General features: G+C 38.1%; 17 protein-coding genes. 7 read left to right on the top strand and 10 right to left on the bottom strand.

Translation table 11 applies throughout. From position 1 onward, the window contains the following. Positions 1-13: 13 nt before the first annotated feature. The 4 genes from N0B48_RS13620 to N0B48_RS13605 form a co-directional block, all read right to left on the bottom strand. On the bottom strand, positions 14-1,576 hold the full coding sequence (locus N0B48_RS13620) for a peptidoglycan DD-metalloendopeptidase family protein (RefSeq protein ID WP_259839333.1): 1,563 nt from the start codon (positions 1,574-1,576) through the stop codon (positions 14-16). After that, complete coding sequence (gene lolB1, locus N0B48_RS13615) at positions 1,573-2,418, bottom strand: lipoprotein insertase outer membrane protein LolB1 (protein ID WP_259839332.1); 846 nt, start codon at positions 2,416-2,418, stop codon at positions 1,573-1,575. Before lolB1 ends, N0B48_RS13620 begins: the two co-directional genes overlap by 4 nt. A 108-nt stretch (positions 2,419-2,526) precedes the next feature. Beyond that, positions 2,527-3,543 (bottom strand): sugar phosphate nucleotidyltransferase, encoded by a 1,017-nt coding sequence (locus N0B48_RS13610; RefSeq protein ID WP_259839331.1) that lies wholly within the window; start codon positions 3,541-3,543, stop codon positions 2,527-2,529. A 155-nt stretch (positions 3,544-3,698) separates the two neighbouring features. Continuing rightward, entirely contained in the window at positions 3,699-5,153 is a 1,455-nt protein-coding gene (locus N0B48_RS13605; RefSeq protein WP_259839330.1) for a lipopolysaccharide biosynthesis protein, read from the bottom strand. Positions 5,154-5,370: 217 nt separating this feature from the next. Between N0B48_RS13605 and N0B48_RS13600 the strand changes: the two genes are divergently transcribed. Next, positions 5,371-6,708 (top strand): dihydroorotase, encoded by a 1,338-nt coding sequence (locus N0B48_RS13600; RefSeq protein ID WP_259839329.1) that lies wholly within the window; start codon positions 5,371-5,373, stop codon positions 6,706-6,708. 225 nt (positions 6,709-6,933) lie between these two features. Here the strand turns inward: N0B48_RS13600 and N0B48_RS13595 are convergent, their stop codons facing one another. From N0B48_RS13595 to N0B48_RS13585, 3 genes are all read right to left on the bottom strand, one after another. Further along, on the bottom strand, positions 6,934-9,231 hold the full coding sequence (locus N0B48_RS13595; protein ID WP_259839328.1) for a GH92 family glycosyl hydrolase: 2,298 nt from the start codon (positions 9,229-9,231) through the stop codon (positions 6,934-6,936). 538 nt (positions 9,232-9,769) lie between these two features. Next, a complete protein-coding gene (locus N0B48_RS13590; protein WP_259839327.1) occupies positions 9,770-10,453 on the bottom strand; it encodes a response regulator transcription factor in 684 nt (227 codons plus the stop codon). An 18-nt stretch (positions 10,454-10,471) separates the two neighbouring features. Further along, complete coding sequence (locus tag N0B48_RS13585; protein ID WP_259839326.1) at positions 10,472-11,719, bottom strand: sensor histidine kinase; 1,248 nt, start codon at positions 11,717-11,719, stop codon at positions 10,472-10,474. Positions 11,720-11,891: 172 nt separating this feature from the next. On the opposite strand from N0B48_RS13585, the gene N0B48_RS13580 reads away from it, so the two are divergent. The 4 genes from N0B48_RS13580 to N0B48_RS13565 all read left to right on the top strand — a co-directional run bounded on the left by N0B48_RS13580 (position 11,892) and on the right by N0B48_RS13565 (position 17,268). Next, positions 11,892-12,302, top strand: a complete 411-nt coding sequence (locus N0B48_RS13580; protein WP_034725831.1) for a DUF1573 domain-containing protein — start codon at positions 11,892-11,894, stop codon at positions 12,300-12,302. Positions 12,303-12,832: 530 nt separating this feature from the next. Next, the gene (locus N0B48_RS13575) at positions 12,833-13,714 is read left to right on the top strand and encodes an SDR family oxidoreductase (RefSeq protein ID WP_034703011.1); all 882 of its coding nucleotides are present in this window, start codon (positions 12,833-12,835) and stop codon (positions 13,712-13,714) included. Between the two features lie 277 nt (positions 13,715-13,991). Next, positions 13,992-16,190: a M1 family metallopeptidase gene (locus N0B48_RS13570; RefSeq protein WP_259839325.1), complete on the top strand. Its 2,199-nt coding sequence runs from the start codon at positions 13,992-13,994 to the stop codon at positions 16,188-16,190. Between the two features lie 250 nt (positions 16,191-16,440). Further along, positions 16,441-17,268: an endonuclease/exonuclease/phosphatase family protein gene (locus N0B48_RS13565; protein ID WP_259839323.1), complete on the top strand. Its 828-nt coding sequence runs from the start codon at positions 16,441-16,443 to the stop codon at positions 17,266-17,268. A gap of 8 nt (positions 17,269-17,276) precedes the next feature. Here the strand turns inward: N0B48_RS13565 and N0B48_RS13560 are convergent, their stop codons facing one another. Continuing rightward, on the bottom strand, positions 17,277-17,960 hold the full coding sequence (locus tag N0B48_RS13560; RefSeq protein WP_259839322.1) for a response regulator transcription factor: 684 nt from the start codon (positions 17,958-17,960) through the stop codon (positions 17,277-17,279). Further along, positions 17,950-19,266 (bottom strand): sensor histidine kinase, encoded by a 1,317-nt coding sequence (locus N0B48_RS13555; protein WP_259839321.1) that lies wholly within the window; start codon positions 19,264-19,266, stop codon positions 17,950-17,952. Before N0B48_RS13555 ends, N0B48_RS13560 begins: the two co-directional genes overlap by 11 nt. A 139-nt stretch (positions 19,267-19,405) precedes the next feature. Here N0B48_RS13555 and N0B48_RS13550 point away from each other — a divergent pair, with 139 nt between their 5' ends. Then, positions 19,406-21,778 carry an outer membrane beta-barrel protein gene (locus N0B48_RS13550; RefSeq protein ID WP_259839320.1) on the top strand — a complete coding sequence of 791 codons (2,373 nt, stop codon included), beginning with the start codon at positions 19,406-19,408 and terminating at the stop codon, positions 21,776-21,778. A gap of 285 nt (positions 21,779-22,063) precedes the next feature. After that, positions 22,064-23,929, top strand: a complete 1,866-nt coding sequence (locus N0B48_RS13545; protein WP_259839319.1) for a M1 family metallopeptidase — start codon at positions 22,064-22,066, stop codon at positions 23,927-23,929. A 114-nt stretch (positions 23,930-24,043) separates the two neighbouring features. Here the strand turns inward: N0B48_RS13545 and N0B48_RS13540 are convergent, their stop codons facing one another. Then, on the bottom strand, positions 24,044-25,060 hold the full coding sequence (locus tag N0B48_RS13540) for a zinc metalloprotease (protein ID WP_259839318.1): 1,017 nt from the start codon (positions 25,058-25,060) through the stop codon (positions 24,044-24,046). Positions 25,061-25,460: the final 400 nt, after the last annotated feature.

The following is a 25,460-nucleotide window of genomic DNA, read 5'->3' as shown; positions in this document are numbered from 1 at the left end:
GTTAAAGCTTTTTTTAATACGAAATCCAACCTAATGGGTCAACTGGTGTATTTCCGTTCCATACTTGGAAATCAAGGGTATAAGAACCATCGAAATCCTGAGCCACCGTACCTACCGGAGTACCGGAAGAAACCTGCTGCCCTTTGGAGACACTAGCGTTTCCAAGGTTAGAATAGATCGTGAAATAGCTTCCATGTTTTACCATAACGGTTTTTGTTCCGTCGCTGTTTGCCAATACCGAAGAGACGGTTCCCGGATATACGGATTTTGCACGTGTTCCTGAAGGAACTGCAATTTTGATTCCTGTATTATCTTCAACAATATTTTTGAAAACCGGGTGCGGCTGTCTTCCAAATCGGTGGGTTACCTGTCCGGCTCTGTCCGCAGGATATCCAAGTTTTCCTCTGCTGTCTGCAAAACTGCTACCGGTAGAGGTTGTCACTCCGTAGCTGGTCATTGCTTTTGTTTCAGCGGCCTTTTTCTCTTCTTCTTTTTTCTTGTTCAGCGCAGCTTCTGCAGCTCTTGCGGCAACAAGCTTATCTGTAGCTTCTTTTGATCTTGCATTCGCTTCATCAGATGCTTTTTTAGCGGCCACTCTTCTGGCTTCATCTTTTGCACTGGATTCGGCTCTTGCAGCTTCTTCATTACGTTTTTTCTCCTCTTCAGCTCTTTTTGCAGCAAGATCGGCTGCTTTTTTAGCTTCAATTTCTGCCAGCTTTCTTTCTCTTTCCAGAGCCTCAGATCTGGCTTTAGCTTCAGCTTCAATTCTTGCTTTTTCTCTTTCTGCAATCAGTTTAGCCATACGGATTTTTTCAGCCTCGGCTTTTCTTCTGGCTTCTTCTTCAGCTTTTGCTATTCTGATTTCTTCCGCAATGATGGCTCTGATCTGTCCTTCCAAAGTTTTAGACTGAACCTGCTTCTGCTTAAGTTCTACGGTAAGTTTGGCTTCATTTTTCTTGAAATCAGACAATAACTGTTCCTTTTGGGCTCTTTCTGCATTGATGGTGGTCAGATCTTTCTGCTGGTTCACAAGAAGATTATCTTTTTCTCTTGCAGAGCTCTGTTTCTGTGCGATTGATTTTTTGATTTGAGCAGCTGCATTGCTTATTTCTGCAGCTTTTTTATCCTGAAAGTCAGCGTACTGTTTCAGGTATTGAACCCTTCTTATGGCTTCACCCAGATTTTTGGACGAAAGAATAAAAGTTACTTTGTTCTGTACCCCTTTGTTTTTGTACGCATTGACCAAAACCTGGGCATAATTCTTTCTCAGAACAATTAATTCTTTGTTCTGACGGTTGATTTCCAGCTGACGCAGGTAAATCTCATCTTCAATAAATCTTTTTTCTTTCTGAGTATTGGTGTACACCTTTTCTCGCAACGTCAGTTTCTTATTGACGTTGGTAAGATAGGCCACTGAAAGTTTAGATTCGGTTCTGGTTTTAGCCAGATCTGTATTTATCTGTACAATTTGTTTTTTAAGATCGGCATTCTGTTTCTGAAGCTGTTCCTTGTTCTGCTGTCCCTGATGCAGGCCGAACAGTAGAATACCTATTAAAAAGCTAAATTTTTTAATCATTTAATCTCAATTTTCTTATAACTGGATGGTACAGAATAAGGTGTTTCCATCCTCGAAAAGTCAAATTTCGTGTTTTCCAGTAAAATCTGACTAGATTTTGAGCCTTTTATAATTATTTTAACATTTTTCGGAAGTCGGATTCCATTGTATTCATTCCAGTTACTATAAGAGATTTCCAGTTCGTCGGTAGATAAAACATCCTTTAAATTCACGCTTAGCAGATCATAATTCGTATCATAGTTAAGCTCAATTTTATACTCTCTGGTTTTCTCATCCGTAGTAATTTTTTGATTAGCGTTGGAAACCATTTTAAAGCCCTGTGCGTTTTGGGTCAGGGTAAACTGAGAATCGCTGATCTTAACAAAAGTTCTGCCCATCAGTATTTTTTCCAACGATTTGTAATCGATGAAATTCACATTAAGCAGTTTATTCAGATAATCAAAATCGGAATCAATATAGGTTTTGCTGGTTTTGTCCTGTCCTTTAATTCCTTCAGGAGTTGCAATCCCTTTGGCTACATTGAAAAAAAACGCCTGAAGATTCATCCATACTTTTTTATCGTTTTCAATATAGATCACCGCATCAAGAGTCGGAATAAAGCTTCCGGTTTCCACATTTACTTTACTGTTGATCTTAACCTGGTCAAATTTCAGAGGAACCACCACGTGCTCATAGAACGAGAACTTGTCTCTTACCGCCTCGTTGGCATCTTTGGGATTGCGGTTGTCATCTGTAGCTACAGCAGTGCTATCCTGCGCTTTGCTGTTGTTTTTGGCCGCATTTCTAGTTTTACAGGAGGAAAGGGTAAGAAATAGTAAAAGTATCGGGATCCAGTTTTTCATGTATTTATCTTTCAATTAAAGAAAAAACGCTGCAATATTAAAGCCAAACCACACAAAAAATGTTGTGTGGTCCGGATGTATCTTGTTTTATATGAATTATTTCTGATCTTATTTAGATAAAAAATCTAAAACAGAGTAGTCACCTAATGAGATTTCTCTGGCCACTCCAAAGTATTGTGCGGAATTTCCAATCATAGAGTTGGAAAGGTTTCCGTGATTAATTCTTGTGTTTTCCTGGATCAGGGAGTTTTCGATATTGGAATTAACGATGATCGTATTGTTACCCAGTGAAACTCCAGGACCTACTTTTGAATTGGAGATCTTTACGTTTTCACCGATAAAACACGGCTGGATAATCAATGAATTTTCGATAACCGCTGATGCAGGATAATTATTCATTTCTTCTATCTCGTACGCAAGGATTTTGCTGTTGGTTTCTACGGTAGCATTTTTGTTTCCGCAGTCCATCCAGTCGTTTACTTTTCCTAGAGTGAATTTTGCTCCTTTGGCTCTCAGGTTTTCCAGTGCGGTTGTCAACTGGTATTCATTACCATTTTTTATATTATTGTCCATAATATAATTGATCTCTTCCATCAGTTTCTCAGCACTGTTGAAATAATAAATTCCGATGATGGCAAGGTCCGATACAAAGGTCTGAGGTTTTTCCACGAAGTCTGTAATGAAACCATAGTTGTCTAATTTTACCACTCCGAAAGCAGAAGGATCTTCTACGCTTTTCACCCAGATCACTCCATCCGAATTTTTATCCAGCTGGAAATCTGCACGGAAAAGAGTATCTGCAAAAGCAATCACCACATCTCCCTGCATGGAGTCTTCAGCACATTTGATAGCGTGTGCGGTACCCAGCGGATCGTTCTGGTAATAAATACTGCCTTTTGCTCCCAGTTTTTCGGCTATCAGAAGTAAAGATTTTTCAATCTCCGGTCCGAAATCTCCAATGATAAATGCTACTTCTTCAATTTTTTCACCTGCTACTTTAGCAATATCTTCTACCAGTCTCTGTACGATAGGTTTTCCTGCAATAGGAATAAGAGGTTTAGGAACGGTCAGAGTATGTGGACGTAATCTGGAACCGCGTCCAGCCATAGGAACAATTATTTTCATAGACTATATGACAATGTTTTTATTTGTTAGTTTTTATTTTGGTACGGCTAAAGGTAATAATTTAAATCATTGCTGATCGTAATATTTATCATCTTTGCAAGCTTCTGTTTAATTTTTTTTAAAGAACTCAATAGTATCAAATTAGAGGCCATATCCTAAGACTTTTTTAGTATTTTGGATACGATAGCCTTCTCTTTATAGACTACGAGGCCAATAAAAAGAAGTAAAAATAAATTTCCTACAAAGTAATTGGTTCTGAAAAAATAGAAGGATACCAAGGAACAGGAAATAGTAAAGACTAAATAGAGTGCTATTTTTCCGGTATTATAATGAATCGGATATTGTTTCTGTCCCCAGATGTATGAAATGACCATCATAGACATAAAGGTAATCAGCGCAGCCATGGCACTTGCCCAATATCCATATTCCGGAATAAAGAAGAAGTTAATGAAAACGGTAATACATGCCCCAATCACGGATATATATAAACCGACTCTGGTTTGGTCAGATAATTTATACCAGATCGAAAGATTAAGATAAATTCCCAGGAATAAGGCACCCAGCATCACAAACGGGATGATTTCAATCCCTTCATAATAAAGCGGATTGCTCAGATATTTTTCCGAAATCCACTGAAGGTTTACCATCAGTCCCATATAAATGACACAGCTGCAGATGACAAAAACATCCATCAGTACAGCGTAGGTTTTATGTGAATCCTTATTTTTAAAACTTGAGAAAAAATATGGCTCTATACCGAGCTGATAAGCCTGTCGAAAAACTGTAATAAAAGTAGCGATTTTATACACTGCTCCGTATACTCCAATCTGATGGCGGGCTTCGTCCGGAGGAAGTAAATATTTAAGAAACTGTCTATCCAACGTCTGGTTAACGATTCCTGCCAGTCCTGCAATCATTACCGGCCATGAATAATTCATGATTCTTTTCCATAACTTAAAATCAAATTTGGAAAGACTGAAGCTGAAAAATTCTTTTCCTACAATCAGTAATGTAATGATACTCTGTACTAAATTGGCGATGAATACATAACCTACGCCCAATTGAGGATCATATTTTAAACCGAAAATTCCTTCCGGATGTTTTGGAAGCCATCTGATGAAAAATATAACCAGCAAAAAGTAAACGACAGATCCTGCCACCTTGGAAAACATATACTTGAAAGCTTTCCCCTGCAGTCTTAGTATAGCCGAAGGAATGGTAGAAAATGCATCCAGAGAAAGGATAAATAGAAAGATGACAAGGTAGTTGACCTGGTCAGGAGTTTCAAATGCTATTGCGAGTTCGTTTCTGAAGACATAGCCTAAGCCCAGATAGATCAGGGCAATGCTGATAATACTTACCGAACATGTTGAAATCAATGTTTTTTTATCAATGCTTTCTTCCTGTGCAAAACGGAAAAAAGAGGTTTCCATACCGTGGGTAAGGAGAACCGTAATTACTCCTGCGATGGAATACCAGTCTACAAAGGGTGATGAAGCCGCAGGCCCGAAAGCCTTTGTCACGATAGGTGCGATGATGAACGGGAAAATACGGACTAATACTGAACTAAGCCCATATACGGCGGTCTGACCGAATAATTTCTTATACAAATTCGAAAATTTTATGCAAATGTAAATATTTAGAAATTGATTTATATTCGTCGACATTAAAATTCATTCATAAACCTTAATTTTGCTTTTTGTAGATGTTAGATATTAGAAGTTAGAAATTAGTGATTGCAGTTTTATCAAGCACTTATAATTTTTATCTTAAAAATTTTCTGACATCTAACTTCTAATATCTAACATCTAATTTCTAAAGTAAAAAATGAAGACCCTAATCAAAAATGTAAAGATCGTGAACGAAGGTAAGATCTTCGAAAGCGATGTCTTAATAGAAAATGACCTGATCTCCAGAATAGATTCCTCTATTTCCGAAGAGGCAGATCAGATCATTGACGGTTCCGGAAAATATCTTCTGCCTGGTGTCATAGACGATCAGGTGCATTTCAGAGACCCGGGACTGACACATAAAGGAGATATTGAAACAGAATCGAGAGCTGCCATCGCCGGTGGAATCACAAGTTTTATCGATCAGCCGAATACGGTTCCCAATGCGGTCACCCAGGAATTATTAGCGGACAAATATGTGATCGGTTCCCAAAAAGCATACGCCAACTATGGTTTTATGATGGGCGGAACGAATGATAATCTTGAAGAAGTTTTAAAGACCAATCCGAGAAATGTGCCGGGAATTAAATTATTCTTAGGCTCTTCTACAGGAAATATGCTGGTAGACAATCCGAAAACGCTGGAGAATATTTTCAGCAGTACAAAAATGCTGATCGCCGTTCACTGTGAAGATGAAGCTACAATCAGAGCCAATACGCAAACCTACCTTGATGAATATGGAGAGGATATTCCTGTGAAATTTCATCATCTGATCAGAAGTGAAGAAGCTTGCTATAAATCATCTTCGAAGGCAATTGAATTAGCAGAGAAAACAGGAGCAAGACTTCACGTTTTCCACCTTTCCACCGCAAAAGAGATGGAACTTTTCAGAAATGATATTCCATTAAAAGATAAAAAAATTACCGCTGAAGTTTGTGTTCATCATCTGACATTTACGAATGACGATTATGAAACCAAAGGTTCTCTGATCAAATGGAATCCGGCTGTAAAAACTCAGAAAGACAAAGATGCACTTTGGGAAGCGCTTCTGGATGACAGGATTGATGTGATCGCGACAGATCATGCACCTCATACAGCTGAAGAAAAACAGAATGTCTATACAAAATGCCCTTCCGGTGCTCCTTTGGTACAACATTCACTACCTGTGATGTTGGAAAATTACCATAATGGAAAAATTTCTTTGGAAAAGATCGTTGAAAAAATGTGTCACAATCCGGCCATCCTTTTCAGAGTGGAGAAAAGAGGTTTTGTGAGAGAAGGCTATAAGGCAGATCTTGTTTTGGTTGATGTGAATGCAGACTGGACGGTAGCTAAAGATAATCTTCTGTATAAATGTGGCTGGAGCCCTCTGGAAGGAATGAATTTACACTCTAAAGTAACCCAGACTTTTGTGAATGGACATTTGGTGTATGATAACGGGAATATTGCAGAAGAAAAATTCGGAGAAAGACTTCTTTTTGAAGTAAGAGAATAGTGCTAAGATAAAAATCAAAATAATAAAAAGGGCAAATAAAGCTATTTGCCCTTTTGTTTTCTATTAATTCAGGATTTGAAAGTAGAATCCTTATCTGAGAAAATTTTTAGTTATATTTTTTTGACCACAGATTTCTCAGATGTACACAGATGTTTGTGAATATTTGTGTACATCATTTGTGGTATTTGTGTTTAATCAACAGTGTGAAAATTTGTGTTTAAAGAACTATTTCTTCGCCTTCGCACTCATATAAAAAGTAAGTTTTCCACCGGCCACAATCTCAGAATGTTTTAAGGTGAAATTCTTAATCTCTTTTCCATTCAGAAGGATCTTTTCCACATATACATTCTTCGGACTTTGATTGATGGCTTCAATTTCAAAAGTCTTTCCGTTTTCAAGATTAAGAACCGCATGATCTATGGCCGGACTTCCAATCGAATAATCTTCAGAACCCGGAGCTACCGGATAAAATCCGAGTGAGCTTAAAATATACCACGCACTCATTTGCCCTGCATCATCATTTCCTCCAAGACCGTCGGGCGTTGCTTTATACTGCATTTCTAAAATACGGCGGATCTGAGCCTGGGTTTTCCATGGCTGTCCTGCCCAGTTGTAAAAATAGGCAACGTGATGAGCGGGTTCGTTTCCGTGAACATAGCCACCGATAATTCCTTCTCGGGTAATATCTTCTGTATCGGCGAAAAATTCATCGGGAAGATGCATAGTGAAAAGTTCATCAAGTTTTGAAGCGAATTTTTTCTTTCCGCCCATCATCTGCATTAAACCATCAGGATTTTGAGGGACAAAAAAGCTGTAGTTCCATGAGTTTCCTTCTATGAAACCCTGTCCATGAGTGCTAAGCACATCAAAATCTTTTTTGAAACTTCCGTCTGCTAATCTGGGACGCATAAATCCGGCTTTCGGATCAAAATTATTTTTCCAGTTTTCAGAACGTTTGATAAACTGATTATAAATTTCTGTTTCACCTAAATGTTTGGCCAGCTGAGCAATTGCCCAGTCGTCATAGGCATATTCCAAGGTATTGGAAACTGAAGTTCCGTTTTTCTCGGCTGGGATATAGCCCATATCGATGTAATATCCGATGCCTTCATAATCTCTTTTGTTGGCCGTTGTGATGCAGGCTTTCAATACTTCTCTAGGATCACCGGTGTAATTTCCTTTGATCACCGCATCGGCGACTACACTTACGCTGTGATAACCGCTCATACACCAGTTGTCGTTGGCATAATGGGACCATATCGGAAGCATTTTCATGGAGAACTGATCATAATGCGCCATCATTGATTTAACCATATCGTTATTTCGTTTTGGCTGGATGATATTAAAGAAAGGATGAAGTGCCCGGTACGTATCCCAGATGGAGAACGTTGTATAATTGGTGAAACCTTCCGCTTTATGGGTATTCTGATCCAAACCCTTATATTCCCCATTGATGTCCATATAAGTGGTGGGATTGATGAAAGTATGGTACATCGCGGTATAAAAGTTCGTCTTTTCTGTTTCAGAACCTTTGATAACAATTTTATTCAATTCTTTATTCCAGTTTTCCTGGGCCTTTGCTTTAATCTGATCAAAAGACAGATTGCCTGTTTCTTTTTCAAGATTTTCCAAAGCATTGGTTTGACTTACCGGGGAAATGGCCAGTTTCACTTCAACCGCTTCATTTTCCTGAGTATCGAAATCAAAATACATTTTAAGGTTTTTGCCGGCGATCTCAGGAAAGTTTTTATTCTGATCAAATTTTCTCCAGAATCCTCTGTATACCTGAGGTCCGTCAAAATTTTTCTGTCCGTATGATTTAAAAGATTTTGAAAATTTCATCGCGAAATAAACCGTTCTGGTTCTTGCCCAGCCATTGGTCTGGCGGTAACCGGTCACTGTACCGTCGTTTTCTACCCGAACGTAAGTCCATACATTTTTACCTTCATAATTATAAATTCCTGCGGTAAGGTCTAAAATAATATGGGCCTGATCAGACTTTGGAAAGGTATAGCGGTGAACTCCGGTTCTTGTAGAGGCCGTTAGTTCTGCTACAATATTATGATCATCAAGCTTGACTTTATAATATCCGGCTTCTGCTTTTTCATTTTCATGGGAGAATCTGCTTCTGTAACCGCTTTCAGGATTGGATGCGGTTCCCGAATTCAGCTGTAGTTTACCGACAGTGGGCATCATCAGGAAATCTCCAAGATCAGAATGTCCCGTTCCGCTGAAATGGGTTGAGCTGAAGCCTACGATTGTTTTGTCTTCATAGCGGTAGCCTGCACAGTATTTATAAACCTCGCCATTGTATTTTCCATTAAGTTCATATGAAATCGTATCCGTTTCCGGGCTCAGCTGAACAGCTCCGAAAGGAACGGTAGCTCCGGGATAGGTATGTCCCATTTTTTCGGTCCCGATTAAAGGATTGACGTATTGTATTAATCTTTCAAATTTTTGAGCTTTAAGAGGTAAACCAAAAAATAAAAGGAATAGAAAAACAGTTGTTCCGTGATTTTTCATTAAGGATTAATTTTCAAAGTTTAAAATTAATTAAAAATCAAAGAATAATCCGTTATCGTTGTAATTTAGAAACAATCGGATCTCTATTTAACCTGAGTTCGGGATAAGACATTTGTTTTAGATTTCAGATATCAGACTTTTTTTATGAATCTTAGTACCTGATAACGTTTCGGGATGTGGGTTTCGTGGTTCAAACCAGAAACTATTTTTACGTCCATATACTGGATCAATTTTAAACCCTGAGCAAGAGATAAGTTTTTACGCAAAGTTCTATTCTAATACCGTACAGTACAAGGAGAGCAAAGAGAGGAATCAATTTCATTGATTCGATTAAGCGGATGTTTTATACCGAGAGCTTCATCAGTGATGCAGTCACAGTCTTTGTCTTCCTCAAAACTAAACATTAACAAGATGAAACTTTGCGTGAAAAAAAACTTATCTCTTCCAAGTTTTGCAGGCGATCCCCATACTTTCAAATCCCAAATTCCGTACCTCTTATCCTGAAAACTCATAGCTCTCTAAAACCTACCTCGTAACTTTATTTTTTTTCAGAAAAACGGAAACCTATTCCGTGCAGATTTTCAATTAAAATATTTTGCTCATCTGCCAGTACTTTTCGCAACCGGGAAATAAATACATCCAGGCTTCGTCCCATAAAATAGTCATCGTCTCCCCAGATCGCTTTCAGGATATCCTGTCTTTTAACAACAATATTCTTGTGGCGGATAAAATATAAAAGCAGTTCAGATTCTCTTTGAGTAAGACTGATGCTGTTTTCCGGCTCCTGTAATGTGTAATTCTTGGGATCAAAATCATATTTACCGACTTTGTATTGTACTGGGGAAGTATCGGTTTTCTTAGTACGTTTCAGGAAAACTTCAATTTTAAGGATCAGTTCTTCGATACTGAATGGTTTTACCAGATAATCATCAGCACCGATTTTCAGCCCTTTGATCCTGTCCTCCTTTAAAGTTTTTGCAGAAATGAAAATAATGGGGATATCTGAATTTTTATTACGAATATGCTCCGCGAGTTCAAACCCGTTGAGTCCCGGCATCATAATATCCAGCAGGCAGATGTCAAAACTCTGGCTGTTGAACGCATCAAGTGCGGATCTTCCATCCGGGTAACAGTTGATGTCATAATAGCTCTCCAGGCTGTCCTGGATTAGGAAAGCTATGGTTTCGTCATCTTCTGCATATAAAATTTTAGATTTCTCCATACGTACACATGATTAAATTTAAGACGGAAAAAAGAGAGTGGTGGTAATTCCTTTATCTGCATTATTTTCAACTGAAATTTTCCAGTTGTGCTGCTGAACGATTTTTTTCACATAAAATAATCCTAATCCAAAGCCATTGACTTCCTCACTCTTTCTGGTGTTTACCCTGTAAAACTTGTCAAAAATATGAGGTATATTTTTAGCAGGAATGCCCATTCCGTTGTCTTTAAACTTTAAATATAAACCTTTTGAATCTTTATACGCCGAAATTACAATCTGAGGTTGGGTTTCACAATATTTTATGGAATTATCCAAAATGTTGTAAATGATGTTTGTAAAGTGAAATTCATCTGCCATTACGGAAAAACTGTTTTCGATGTTTAGATCGATCGTCATGTTTTCGTTATTCTGCCGGATGGTGTCAGCGATTTCCTGAATAAACGGAAGCAGTATGATTTTCTGAGGTTTCAATGACAGTCCGGAAGTGTCATTTTTAGCGATATTCAGTATTTTTTCAATATGATTATTGAGCTTGTAGCTTTGATTGATAATAATGGACGTGTAGGTCTGTAGTTTGGGATTTTCCTGCACAATATTCTGTTTGTTGAGCGATTCCGAAGCCAGAAGGATGGAAGAAAGGGGAGTTTTAAACTCATGGGTCATATTATTGATGAAGTCGCGCTGCAGTTCCGAGAATTTTTTTTGCTGAATAATGGTGTAGATAGAATAAACATAAACCAGAAGGATGATAATAAGGGCAAAAGTAAGTACATACCAAAACCGTAATGAACTGATCAGATAGGTGGTTTTATCGGGGAAACGGATGGAGAAGTAATAGATCAGATTTTTATGCTTTGGAAAATTAATCACCTTATCACTGGGACTTTCCTGATTTTTTGACATGTATTTTCCATACACCATTTTATCGCTGTGACAATTATATAAGGCATATACGTAATCTGTGTTCACCTGGAAACGGGTGAATTCTGTTTTCAAATAGTGTTCCAGTACAACAGGATGAAATTCATTATTTGTATTAACTACATAATAATCGTTGGCAATAATCTGTACCGGATTTTCAGTGAAAGAAGTTTTTCCGCCGGATAATTTTTCCGCCACTTCCATTAAGGCAATATTTACTTTCTGGTTGAATTTTTTATCTTCAAGATTATAGGCCTGCCGGGCCCACAGAAGCTGAGCTATTAAAATCCCAATAATAGCAATGAACCCCAGCGTTATAATAATATTGAGTTTTTTTATTTTCATTTCCTGAAGCAATATTATCCAAAAATATCTATTTATCTTTGATCATTAACAACTCGTTAACAAATGTTTGATAGTGATTAACAAGTTGTAGGCATTATCCGTTCTATATTTGCTATATCAAACGATAATAACCGATTCCTTTGATTTTTTATTAACTATTAAATATATACTCATGAAAAAATTACAAATCTCAGCTCTTTTAGCAGTACTTGCTTTCTCTCCGTTTTATGCCAACGTATTTCCAGGTGAAACCGCATCTATCGTAAGAACAATTGCAGATGCTATTAAATGGAAATCAGAATCTATAGACGTAGGAAACATCCCTCAGGGAAAACCAAAAACGATCAGATTCGAATTTACGAATACTTCTTCAAAACCAATCGTTATTGAAAATGTAGCTCCATCTTGTGGTTGTACAACAGCAGATTACACTAAAACGCCTATTCTTCCTGGTAAAAAAGGATTTGTAGAAGCCAGCTACAACGCAGCAGCGGCAGGAGCATTCATGAAAACCGTGAATGTGACTACAAGCGAAAGCAAAACACCTAAAACTCTTTCATTCAAAGGAGTAGTGGTTGCGTAATCAGTTTTTACAAACAGACAATCATAATAAATCCAGCAACCTTGTAATTCGTTACAAGGTTGTTTTTTTATTCCCTTTAGAATTTGCTTTGGAATCCGTGTAAAGGTTTTAAATCTTGATACTGGTAAATCAACTGTTTAAACGGTTTAATAATCGCAAGGATAAACTAAGTTTTTTGAAATGAGACAATGTTAATAAAGATAAACAAAGGCATTTCATTTAACAAAAGTAAAACAAAACATCAGAAATTTCAGAGCTTTAATTGGTTCTAAAATCGTATTTCGGAAATAAGTGAAACGCCTTTGTTTATCTTATTTTAAAGTCGCTAAAGTTAATTCTTAGTTTTTCTTTGCGTTTAAGAAAAGGCAGGCTATTTTCTCCAGCCTTTGCACATACTCAGTTTTTCCAGCCTGAAATTTATTTTTTTATCTCTGCAAAAGAGAATCACTATTTATAACATTATTATTTATCCCATTATTTTAAATGGCATGAATTCAATATTTAGTATTTTTAGGAAAAAATAAGATCATATGAATTTATATACACAGCCAATGTTGCGCGAAGGTGCATTACAGGATAAAGTTGCTATTGTAACGGGAGGCGGAAGCGGACTCGGAAAAGCAATGACTAAATATTTTCTGGAACTGGGAGCAAAAGTGGTGATCACTTCCCGTAATCTGGAAAAACTACAAGGAACTGCAAAAGAACTGGAAGAGGAAACCGGAGGAAAAGTCCTGTGTGTAGCATGTGACGTGAGAAACTGGGATGAGGTGGAAGCAATGAAAGAAGCTGCATTAAAAGAATTCGGAAGAATTGATATTCTTTTAAACAATGCAGCAGGAAACTTTATCTCACCAACAGAGAGACTGACGCATTCAGCTTTTGATTCTATTTTGGATATTGTTTTAAAAGGAACAAAAAACTGTACCCTTTCTATCGGGAAACACTGGATCGATTCTAAAAGTCCGGGAACCGTTTTAAATATTGTAACCACTTACGCCTGGACAGGATCTGCTTATGTAGTTCCTTCAGCCTGTGCAAAAGCAGGAGTTCTGGCTATGACCAGATCTTTGGCGGTAGAATGGGCAAAATATGGAATCCGTTTCAATGCAATTGCACCGGGACCTTTCCCTACGAAAGGAGCGTGGGACAGATTGCTTCCGGGAGATCTTCAGGAAAAGTTCGATATGAGGAAAAAAGTTCCTTTGAGAAGAGTGGGAGAACATCAGGAGCTTGCGAATCTTGCGGCTTATCTGGTTTCAGATTATTCAGCTTATATGAATGGGGAAGTCGTGACTATAGACGGTGGCGAGTGGCTTCAGGGAGCTGGAGAATTCAATATGCTTGAAGATATTCCAAAGGAAATGTGGGATGCATTGGAAGCAATGATCAAAGCGAAAAAGACAAATTAATTTTTGATTTCAACATTAAGGCATTTAGATTATTAGCCTTTAAAGATTAATTAAGAATATCTTCAATATTTTAAGCTTGGGTTTCATTTTGCCGGAGGCAAATTCTTAAAAGATCTTGAATAAAGCAATTTACTCAACTTCTTAATGTTTAAAAAATCAAAATTTAGATGAGCTTTCAATAGTTTACAATAAACAAAAAAACATAAAAACACCCCGGACTTGTAACGATTCCGGGGTTTTTTATAACTTATCATAGAAATAGTATAAATTATACCCAATGAATTATAAACTTCCAGGCCTTGTAGCAGCAGCGGCAATATTCCTTTTTTCAGGATCTGCTTTAGCACAGGAAACACCCAAATACAGTTATGTAGAGGCATTCAAGCCCTTCTTTTACCCTCAGACCGGGACAGAAACCCGTTCTGCAAGCGGACAGCCGGGACATGCTTACTGGCAGAATTCAGCAGATTATGATCTGAATGTAAGCCTTAACGAAGCGAAAAATGAAATCACCGGAACCGCTGATATCACTTATACCAATAACAGTCCGGACCAATTGGGTTTCCTATGGTTGCAGCTAGATCAGAATTTATTTGCAAAAGATTCCCGTGGAAATGCGGTAGTTCCCCCATCAGGGAGCAGAAACGGAGCTCGTGGTGAAGAGCTGGAAGGCGGTTATAAAATTAAATCAGTAAAACTGGATGGTAAAGACGTAAAATATACCATTACGGATACCAGAATGCAGATTGATCTTCCAAAAGAACTGAAATCTAAAGGAGGAGTTGCTAAAATTAAAATCGAATATACCTTTATTTCTCCTGAATATGGATCCGACAGAATGGGCGTTCATACAACGAAAAACGGGAAAATATTTACCATAGCCCAATGGTATCCGAGAATGTGTGTATATGATGATGTGATGGGTTGGAACACCCTTCCTTACGTTGGAGCATCAGAGTTTTATCTGGAATATGGGCATATTTCTGCGAATATTACAGTTCCTGCCAATCATTATGTGGTAGCATCCGGGGAGCTCTTGAACTCTAAAGAAGTCTACAGCAAAGAAGAAAATGACCGTTGGGAGAAGGCAAGAAATAGTGATAAAACAGTAATGATCCGTCCGGAATCTGAAATCGGGAAAAACCAGGCTTCAGGGACTAAAACATGGAAATTTAAAATAGACCAGACCCGTGATTTTGCATGGGCTTCATCACCGGCATTTATTCTGGATGCGGCAAAAATAAACCTTCCAAGTGGTAAAAAATCTGTGGCTATATCAGCTTATCCGGCAGAAAGCGCAGGCGAAAAGGCGTGGGGAAGATCTACAGAATATACAAAAGCAGCCATAGAACATTATTCTCAGAAATGGTACGAATACACTTATCCCGCAGCAACCAATGTAGCCGGAAATGAAGGCGGAATGGAATATCCGGGAATTGTGTTCTGCCATATGGATTCTGCGGGTGAAGATCTTTGGGGAGTTACGGATCATGAATTCGGGCACAACTGGTTCCCAATGATCGTAGGTTCCAATGAAAGACTGTTTGCATGGATGGATGAAGGCTTCAATACCTTTATCAACGAGTTATCCACAAAGGCTTTTAACAACGGAGAATACTACACCAAGAAAAATATTGCCAAAGCCGGAGGCTTTATGATGGGTGATAATCTTGAGCCGATCATGGTGGGTCCTGATAATATGAAGGAAAGAAGCATCGGAGCTTTGGCTTACTTTAAACCGGGAATGGGACTGCAGATTTTAAGAGAAACGATTTTAGGCCCTGAAAAATTCGATAAAGCTTTCAAAACGTATGTTGACAGATGGGCGTTCAAACATCCTACACCATGGGATTTCTTCCATACGATGGAAAATGTTTCAGGAGAAGAACTAAACTGGTTCTGGAGAGGATGGTTTATCAATAAATGGAAGATCGATCAGTCTGTAAAAGACGTGAAATATGTGAATGGCGACTTTAAAAACGGAGCTCAGATCATTGTTGAAAACCTTGGTCAGTTACCGATGCCAACTACGGTTCAGGTAAAATTCAAAGATGGGACAAAGCAGGTCATGAAAATCCCGGTTGAGGTCTGGAAGCGTAATACGGAATGGCTGCTCAAAGTGAATTCAACTAAAGAAATTGATGAGGTGATGTTGGATCCGGATTCTATGATTCCTGATGTGAATATGAAAAATAATATCTGGCCTTCAGCACAACCAAAAACGGTTGAAAAGGTGAATACAAAAGAGTTTGCAGGGACATATGGTACTAAAAGTGATGCCATCAAACTGGTTTTTACCGATAAAAACGGTCAGCTTTATTTCAAAGCAGGAAACCAGCCGGAGGTTCCTCTTGAATATGCAGGAGACAATCAGTTTACTTTAAATGAATCCGGCATAACACTGGCATTTAGCAAGGATAAAAAGGATCTTGTCTTTAAGCAGGCCGGAAGAGAATATAAATTTACCAAAGAATAAAACAGAGCTTATTCCTATTGAGAGGCCTGAACTTCATTTGAAGTTCAGGTTTTTTATGAGTAAGGAAGAGGGATAGACGTGAATGGTCAATTTTGCTGCGCAAGTGAAATGTGAAATCCTCCAACCCTGATTCCCGCATCACAAAACTCTCGAACCCGAACCCCGCAACTTCCTCCAAAAATTAACACTAACCTCCATCACCTCTCACAAAGATGTCCTATTTTTGTTATTATAATTTAAACATAGGATTATGAATTTCAGATTTTCAATCTTATCCCTGTTGTTTTTTGCACTGGGATTTTCGCAGGATCTTAAAGTGATGAGTTTCAATATCAGGCTGCAGGTAACTTCAGATAAGGAAAATGCCTGGACAGAAAGAAAACAGGATGCTGTGGATTTATTAAATTATTATCATCCCGATTATTTCGGCGTTCAGGAAGCACTTCCCGAGCAGATGAAAGATATAAAAGCCGGCCTTAAGAATTACGAATATGTAGGTGTAGGAAGAGATGACGGAAAAGAAAAAGGAGAATTTTCAGCTATTTTTTATGATACGAACAGACTCCAGATCGTAAAATCCGGAACATTCTGGCTTTCGGAAACGCCGGAAACACCTTCCAGAGGATGGGATGCTGCGCTTAACAGAATCTGTACCTATGCGTTTTTTAAAGATAAAAAATCAAAGAAAGAATTTCTGGCGATGAACCTTCATTTTGATCATATTGGAAATGTAGCGAGAGTGAAATCCTCTGAACTTATTCTGAAAAAAATCAAAGAGATGAATCCTAAAAATCTTCCGGTCACTTTAACCGGAGATTTTAATTTAACTGAAGATTCCGAGCCTATAAAAATCCTTTCGAAGAATCTGGATGACAGCTTTTATCATTCACAGACTAAACCTTACGGACCCAAAGGAACGTTCACAGGTTTCAATGTCAATGAGGTTCCAAAAGACAGAATCGATTATATTTTCGTGAAAGGTTTTAAAATAAAGTCCCAGAGACATATCAATGACAGAAGAGAAAACCTGCTGTATCCATCGGATCATTTTCCGGTATTGGCAGAGCTTTCGTATTAATTCTGGAATCAGTTTACCGGAAAATCAACTTCAAATCCAATTCCTCTCAGGGATTGGATTTTTATTTTGGGATCATTCATGAAATATTTCCGCAGACGGCTTATAAATACATCAAGGCTTCTTCCCGTGAAATAATCGTTCGTTTCCCAGAGACTATCCAGAATATCATCCCTTTTGATCATGGTTCCGTTATATTTTAGAAGATACAGAAGAAGTTCCCGTTCTCTGATCGTAAGCCGTACATTGCCCTCAGGATGGGAAAGCAGTAGTTTTTCTGTATCAAAATAATAGTCCCCTATTTTGATCTGCGCCGGAGTGTTTGGCTGGGTTCTTTTAAGGATATTTTTAATTCTCAACACCAGCTCTTCCGGATCGCAGGGTTTGGCAATATAATCGTCTGCTCCGATCTTCAGGCCCATCAGGCGGTCTATTTTCTGATTTTTGGCCGTGAGGAAAAGCAGGGGGAAATTATTTTTCTCCTTTAAAATCATTTTGGCTAAAGAAAAACCATCAATGGAAGGCATCATAATGTCCAAAATTCCAATGTGAAAAGGGAAATCAGTGCTTAAAAGACCAACAACGTCTTCAGGATTCTGAAACCACGTTACTTCAAAATCCTCCAGTTCCAGATACTGTTTCAGGATCATCCCGAAATCCGGGTCGTCTTCTGCTAAAAGGATCTTAGTTTTCATAAGGAACAGATATTTTAAAGGTCGTTTCGGTTTTAGGAAGGCTGGAAACTTCTATGCTGCCACCGTATTTCGTGACGATCTTTTTCACAAAATAAAGCCCCAGTCCCAATCCTTTGGTGTTGTGAATATTATTAGACTGGATTCTGTAGAATTTTTCAAAAATGTGGGCAAGTTCCTTTTTCTCAATGCCGCAGCCATTGTCGCTGATCTCTATTTTGAGGGTTTGAGAAGAATTATTGATATTGATTTTCACATCGGAAGCTCCGTACTTTACACTGTTCTCACAAAGATTTTTGATGAGCGTTTCCATAAGATGCTGGTCAAAAGGAAGCTCATCTGTGATTTTATTGGACAAATCAAAATTGATTTCAGGATAAGTGAAGGCGAGATCCTGCACAAAAAAACTCCAGTCTTCCGGTTGTATCGAAAGAACTTCCTCAGAAGTTTCGTCTTTGTGGAGCTGAATCATCAGGTTTTCCAGACGATTGATCTGCCGGTCGATGAGGGGCAGTGTTTCAGGATTCCATTCTTTTTTTAAAGTTTTTGAGGCTATTTTTAAAGTGGCGATCGGCGTTTTGAATTCATGGGAAATATTATCCACAACGGTGTGGAGAACTTCTACCTGTTTCTGCTGGCGGGCCAGATTTTTAACGGTGAAAATGTAAAGTAAGAGCACACTGGCAAGGATGGCAGCACAGCATATGGTGAGCAGGGCAAGCTCTTTAAATATGATGGTTTTGATGTTTAAAATCTCGAAACCGGTATTGCTTTTCAGAATAAAAGAGTCATTTCTGCCGGGAGTGTCATCATTAGTCGTGGATCTTGATGTAGTTTCCCATTTACCTGTATTGGAAATTTTAGGATTGGAAACTTTGTTTCGGGTTTCATACAGGGTGATCGGCTGATCAATCAGGCTCGTGCTGTCAGGAATGTAAATAATGGAAATATATTCTGTTTTGGTAGCAATTTTATAGCCTTCTTTTTTAAAACTTGCATCTACGTAGTCGCTGAGATGCTTTTCATTTTCCTTTCTGTTTTTTTTAAAGTACTCCAGAAAATCTTTTTTACTGATCTTTTTATCATGATATCGGATTAAAATCTTCTGAATAGTATCATCTGTTCTGCTTTTGATGCCACCCAGATCTTCCAGTCTGTCGGTATAGTTGGTAAGTCTTGCATGAACATCTCTGTAGATCTCCCGTTCCTTTACCTGATACGTCTTGTACATAAAATACGCCTGTATCCCAAGCAGAAGCAGGAACAGGGCCGCGAAAAGAGCAATAAGATTTTTGCTTTTGGTGATCATTGAAACAAAGATAAAAACTTTAGGCTTCCCCTTGCTGGCATTAACCCATCATTAACCTTCCATTAACCGAAATTCTCTCTGTAAATACTGAATTTTGAACCGGAAAGCAGAGTCACATCCATGCTTTTCAGAATCAATTATGTATAAAGTTTTTCTTTTACTGCTGTTTCCAATAATGCTGTCGGCCCAGACGAAGATTATTAAAGGTTCAGTGACGGATACCGGGAGTAGCAAAATATCTTCCGCGGATATCACCGTTTATAATTTAAAAAATGAACTGATCAAAACACTGAAAACTGATCAGAACGGTTATTTCAGTGTAGAAGGGATCTCGGGTGATTCCATAAAAATAGCCGTCAAAAAAACAGATTATGCTCCGTTTGAAAAAATAGTGGATCTGCAAAAAGGGAATGAATTTTTAAAAATCATCCTTAACAAAGAAACTCAGGAAATAGAAGCCGTCGTAATGACCAAGCAGAAACCGGTAGTCACTAGAAAAGTAGACCGCCTGGAATTCAATGTGGAAAACAGTAATGTCTCTTCACTAAACGCATGGGAAATCTTAAAGAAAACGCCCAATGTAACGATCAACAATGATGTGATTGCCATCAAAGGAGGTACGGGGATTTTGGTGACCATCAATGATAAAAAAGTAATGCTGACCGGAGATGAGCTCAAAAACTTTCTTGAAAATACACAGGGAGATGAAATCAAATCGGTAGAAGTGATTACCAATCCGCCTGCAAAATATGAAGCCTCCGGCAGCGCAGTCCTGAATATCGTCATGAAGAAAAATAAGATTGAAGGTTACCGCGGGATTGTTTCCTCAAAATACGTTCAGACCCAATATGCAAAAGGAGTAACAGGCGTGTCCCAATATTACAAAAAGGATAAACTTTCATTAATGGGGAGCTATTACAGAGGTTTCGGAACCTATTACCGTGAGGGGACTGATTACGTCAATTACCAGGAAAGCCAGACCAGATGGGTGAGTACCATGAACCGGAAAGATAAAAATAATGCACAGAATACTCTCAACTTCAATGCGGAATATGAAATTGACAGCCTGACGAATCTGAGTCTGAATTACTCAGGATTCTTCAGTCCGAAATCTTTTGGAACTTATGTGGTGCCTACATTGATCTACAACAGTCAGAATATGGCTGAGTCCGATTATACCACCATTAATGATCATCAGTCCAGAACGATCAATAATTCACTGAGTTTTCAGATCGACCGAAAATTGAATAAGAAAAGCAGTCTTTCATGGATCAGTTATTTTACAGGAAACAATGTGGATAAATACCAGAATGTGCTTACCCATCTGAATTTTGCAGGTGAGACACCCAAGGATGATAATTTCTTTACCCAAAATAAAGCCGATGTCAAATTATATTCCACACAGGCCGATTATCAGTGGAAAGATAAAAAGCTGGAGGTGGAATCCGGAGTGAAATACAGTTTTGTGAAAACAATGAGCGGACTGGATTTTTCAGACAACGAAAACGGAATTCTGCAATTGCGTCCTGAGAAAAGCAGTCTGTTTGATTACAAAGAGCATAATTTTGCAGTCTATTCTTCACTGGCCTACAATCTCGGAAAGTGGAATTTTAAAGGAGGCCTCCGTGCAGAAATGACAGACCTGGAAGGTGTAGTTTCCGAACCTTATGAGCGAAATAAGAACAATTATTGGAACCTCTTTCCTACATTTTATGCACAATATACGACCGAAAGCAAGCATGAATTCGGGTTCTCTTATGGCAAAAGGATCAGCAGACCTTCTTATTCATGGCTGAATCCGGCGAAATCGTACTATAATTTATTTTCCTATTATCAGGGAGATCCAAAACTGAAAGCGACCATCATTCACAATCTGAATCTTACGTATTCGTGGAAAGGCTGGAATCTGGATCTGTATTACCGGAAAGAGATTTATCCGTCTATGGAAATTTCATTTCAGGAACCAAGTACGAACAATCTGATTTACTATTTCACCAATATTGAAAAAGGACAGGCTTTTGGAGCAAGTCTGTACAAAAGTTTCCAGATCAAACCGTGGTGGACACTTATCCTTTCTGAAAATCTGGAACACAACGAAAATTATTTCAAAGGAATGGATGATCTCCTGTATAAAAATAAAGTGTGGAACTGGGTATCGAATGTTTCAACAGCTGTTACTTTAGATAAAAGCAATGACTGGAAAATGGAGGTGGGACACAAATATTATTCACCTGGAATACAGGGAACTTTTACGATCTCCAGCGCATGGTCTGCTTATTTTGTGATGAACCGTAAATTCTTTAATAAAAAACTGGAAGCCTCATTTATTGTCAATGATATCTTCAGAACCATGGGACAGAAGATTAGTACGAAATATGCCAATCAGGACAATTACTTTCTGGATTATGGAGATACGCAGGGATTTACGCTTTCACTGAAATTTAATTTTGGGAACCAGGCGGTGAAGAATGCTAAAACGATTAAGAAGACGGATGAACAGGATAGATTGTGATCGGGTTTCGTGTTACGGGGTGGGAGAGTGGGAGCGTTTTTGAGTTATGAGATTCGAATTTTGAAATCTGTCAGTCCGGAAAGATTAAATAAAGATCAAGTTGTTGTAAATCAATATTTTGTTGCCGCAAGTGATGAGTGTGACGATGTCTGAAATCTGAAGTCTCATATCTGAAATCTTTAAAAAAATAAAAAATTAATAGCTATAAAACATTATTATAAAAGAAATGACTGCCCGGTGTTACATTTTCGCTAATTTTGATACTTATTTTTAAAAATTAGAGATATGAAACGATTTCTTTATGCTCTGGCAGTGACTGTTTTGATGCAGCAAATTTCTGCGCAGGAGCTTTATATGCCGAGGAATATTAAAAAAGCCTATGAAAAAGGTACCCGGGATATTTCCGGTGCGCCAGGCAAAAACTATTGGCAGAATAAAGGAATTTATAATGTTGATGTAAAAGTGGATGCCGGAACGAAGACTGTTTCAGGAAAAGAAACCATCACCTATACTAATAACAGCCCGGACGAACTTCCTGAACTGGCCATCAGATTTGTGAATAACCTCCACAAACCGCAGTCACCGAGATCAGGAACGGTGTCTAAAGATTTCCTGTCTTCAGGTCTTCATATCAAATCGTTCGTGGTAAACGGCGAAAAATATGCCGTAAACAGCGATGACTGGGGAACGGTAGAAAAAGTAAAACTGAATAAATCCCTTAAAGCCGGATCTAAAACAGAGATCAAAATAGAGTGGGAATATCCACTTTCCGTTCAGAGCGGAAGGGAAGGTCAGATAGATCCCGAAACTTTTTATGTAGCTTATTCTTTCCCTAGAATTTCGGTGTACGATGATTACAATGGTTGGGATATGCTTCCTCATTCGGACAGACAGGAGTTTTATAACGACTTTAATGATTATAACTTTACCATCTCTGCTCCGAAAAATTTCGTGGTTTGGGCTACAGGAGATTTTTTGAACCCGGATGCCGTACTTCAGCCGGAATATTTAAAAAGATACAAAGCTTCCATTAAAAGCGATAAAGTAATACAAATTGCTTCCGAGCAGGAGATGAGGTCCGGAAAAGTAACCAAGCCTAATAAATGGAATGTTTGGAAATTCAAAGCGAATCATATCACGGATTTCTGTTTTGCACTAAGCAACCATTATGTTTGGGACGCAGCAAGTGTTCAGTTGAAATCAAAAAGAGCAAGTGTTCAGTCAGCCTATAAAACAGGAGCAAAAGATTTTGAACAGTATGTAGAGTGGATGCGTTATAATATGGACTGGTTTTCAAAGAAATGGCCGGGCGTGGAATATCCTTATAATGTGATGACTGCTATTCAGGGATATGCAGATATGGAATATCCAATGATGATCAACGATACCAGTATTCCTGATGATCTTCGTGATGCAAGGCTTACGGCAGATCATGAGATTGCCCATACTTATTTCCCTTTTTATATGGGAATTAATGAAACCCGTTATGCTTTTATGGACGAAGGTTGGGCGACGACTCTTGAATACCTGATCGGAATTGATGAAAACGGTGAAGATGCAGCGAAAGAATTCTATAAAAACTTCCGCGTTAAAAAGTGGATCAAAGATCCTTCTGCCGAACAGGATCAGCCGGTTATTACGATGAGTACTCAGGTAAGTGGTGCGGGATACGGAAACAATTCTTATGTAAAAGCATCCCTGTCTTATCTTGCATTGAAAGATTATTTAGGAGACGATCTGTTTAAAAAAGCGCTTCTTCATTATATGGATAACTGGAATGGAAAACATCCTGTGCCGTGGGATTATTTTAATTCAATGAATACAGGTTCAGGGAAAAATCTGAACTGGTTCTTTCAAAACTGGTTTTATACCAACAATTATATTGATTTAAAAGTTGCCGGTGCCTCACAGCTTAACGACCTTCTTACCGTGAATGTAGATAATGTAGGCGGATTTGCAATTCCTTTTGATGCCGTACTTAATTACGAAGACGGATCCGTGGAAAAGCTTCATTTCTCACCCGGAATCTGGGAGAAAAACCAGAAGCAGACAGATCTTACCGTTCCTATTAAAAAGAAAGTGAAATCTGTGACTTTAGACGGAGATATCTTTATGGATTATACGCCGGATAATAACACAAGAGCATTATAAAACAAAAAATATTGAGTTAAATATTTCTAATTTCGAATTATTTGATCTGTACAATAATAAAGAGCCTGAATGTAAAATCCAGGCTCTTTTTATGTAAAGTTAATTTGGTGTGTATTATCTTAATCCAGCTCTTGGACCAGCTGCAGCCACTACAGCCTGCATTCTTGTTTTTTGGTTCGCAGAGAACATAAACATAGCTTTGTCATCCACATAATCCATATAATTCATAAACATCTGAGAGCGGCTCACTCCTCCGCAAACTTTGTTTAAAGGATATGATGGAGTTCCAAAGTTAGGACCAGGAGAAGCTGGCGTGTCATTAGAATAATCTGTCTGACAACCTGTATTAGACGATCCCCACAGGTGAGGTAAGTTTAAATAGTGACCTACTTCGTGTGTAACTGTTCTTCCTAAATTAAACGGAGCAGAAGCACCTGTTTTTCCTATGTATTGATAGCCTATTACAAGACCGTCATACCATAATCCTGCAGATTCAGGATAGTAAGCGTATCCTAATGTTCCAGGCTGGCTATCCTCGTCAAGGATAGAATTAACAACCCAGATATTCATATTTTTTGTAGGGTCAGTAGCATTAATACCGCCGGTAGTTGATTTTTTCATTTCTTCAAGATCAGATCTCCAGCCTGTTTTTGTGCTTTGCTTACGGTTGGTGGCTACCAGCTTGAAGCTGATTTTTACATTGCCGGCAGCAGAAGGTTGAAACGCTGCAGGTATTTTATTGATGTCGGAATTGGTAGCACCGTAATCTGCATTCAGTACTGCAATTTGTTCTGCGATTCTTGCATCAGAAACATTTTGGGAAGAAGTATTGTAGATTACATTGAAAACAACAGGGATTTCAACGGTTCCGTCTGCAAGTACTTTACCCATAGAAAGATCTCTTAAAAAATTTTCAGATTGTAATTCGTTAGCTTCGAATCTGGCCCTTAATGCAGGATCGCTTTTCAGCGCTTTTTCTCTTATGAGATCAGAAGGGCAGGCTCTTTTTGATGCAGTCATACCGGAAGCAGTCCCGGGATCCTGTGATGCATCCTCCTGATTGGAAATAGTATCATTGTTACAGGCGGACATGAAGCTCAGGACAAGAGCTCCAAATAATAGCTTTTTCATATATAAATTATTAATGGTTTGGTCTTCAAATTTATATTATAAAAAATTAATAAACAAGATATTTTGAAAAATATTTAAATATTTTTCATTTAATAGTTGTTGTTGTTGAATATTATGTATGTTTTTTGTTGTTTAGTTGAATTTTAATCAAATCACTAATGTGTGTCTAATTATTTTATCTCTTAATTTGTTTTTGTTGAAAATAATTATGCAAATTGTTCAAAATGATTTATATTTTTAAGTATAAATTTCACTTTTCAATCCACCTGCAATTTCCTTGAAAATTAGTTCTGTGACGGTGGTTTTCTGATGAATGCTTTTGAATCTTATCGATGTGGTGATAAATCTGGTTCACTATAAAACAAAAAGCCTGAATAGAAGATTCAGGCTATTATGGGTA

This window comes from Chryseobacterium herbae, from assembly GCF_025154075.1.
In the GTDB taxonomy this organism is placed as follows: Bacteria; Bacteroidota; Bacteroidia; order Flavobacteriales; family Weeksellaceae; genus Chryseobacterium; species Chryseobacterium herbae.
Note: the sequence above shows the minus strand (reverse complement) of the source record. Positions and strands in the feature narration are given on the sequence as shown.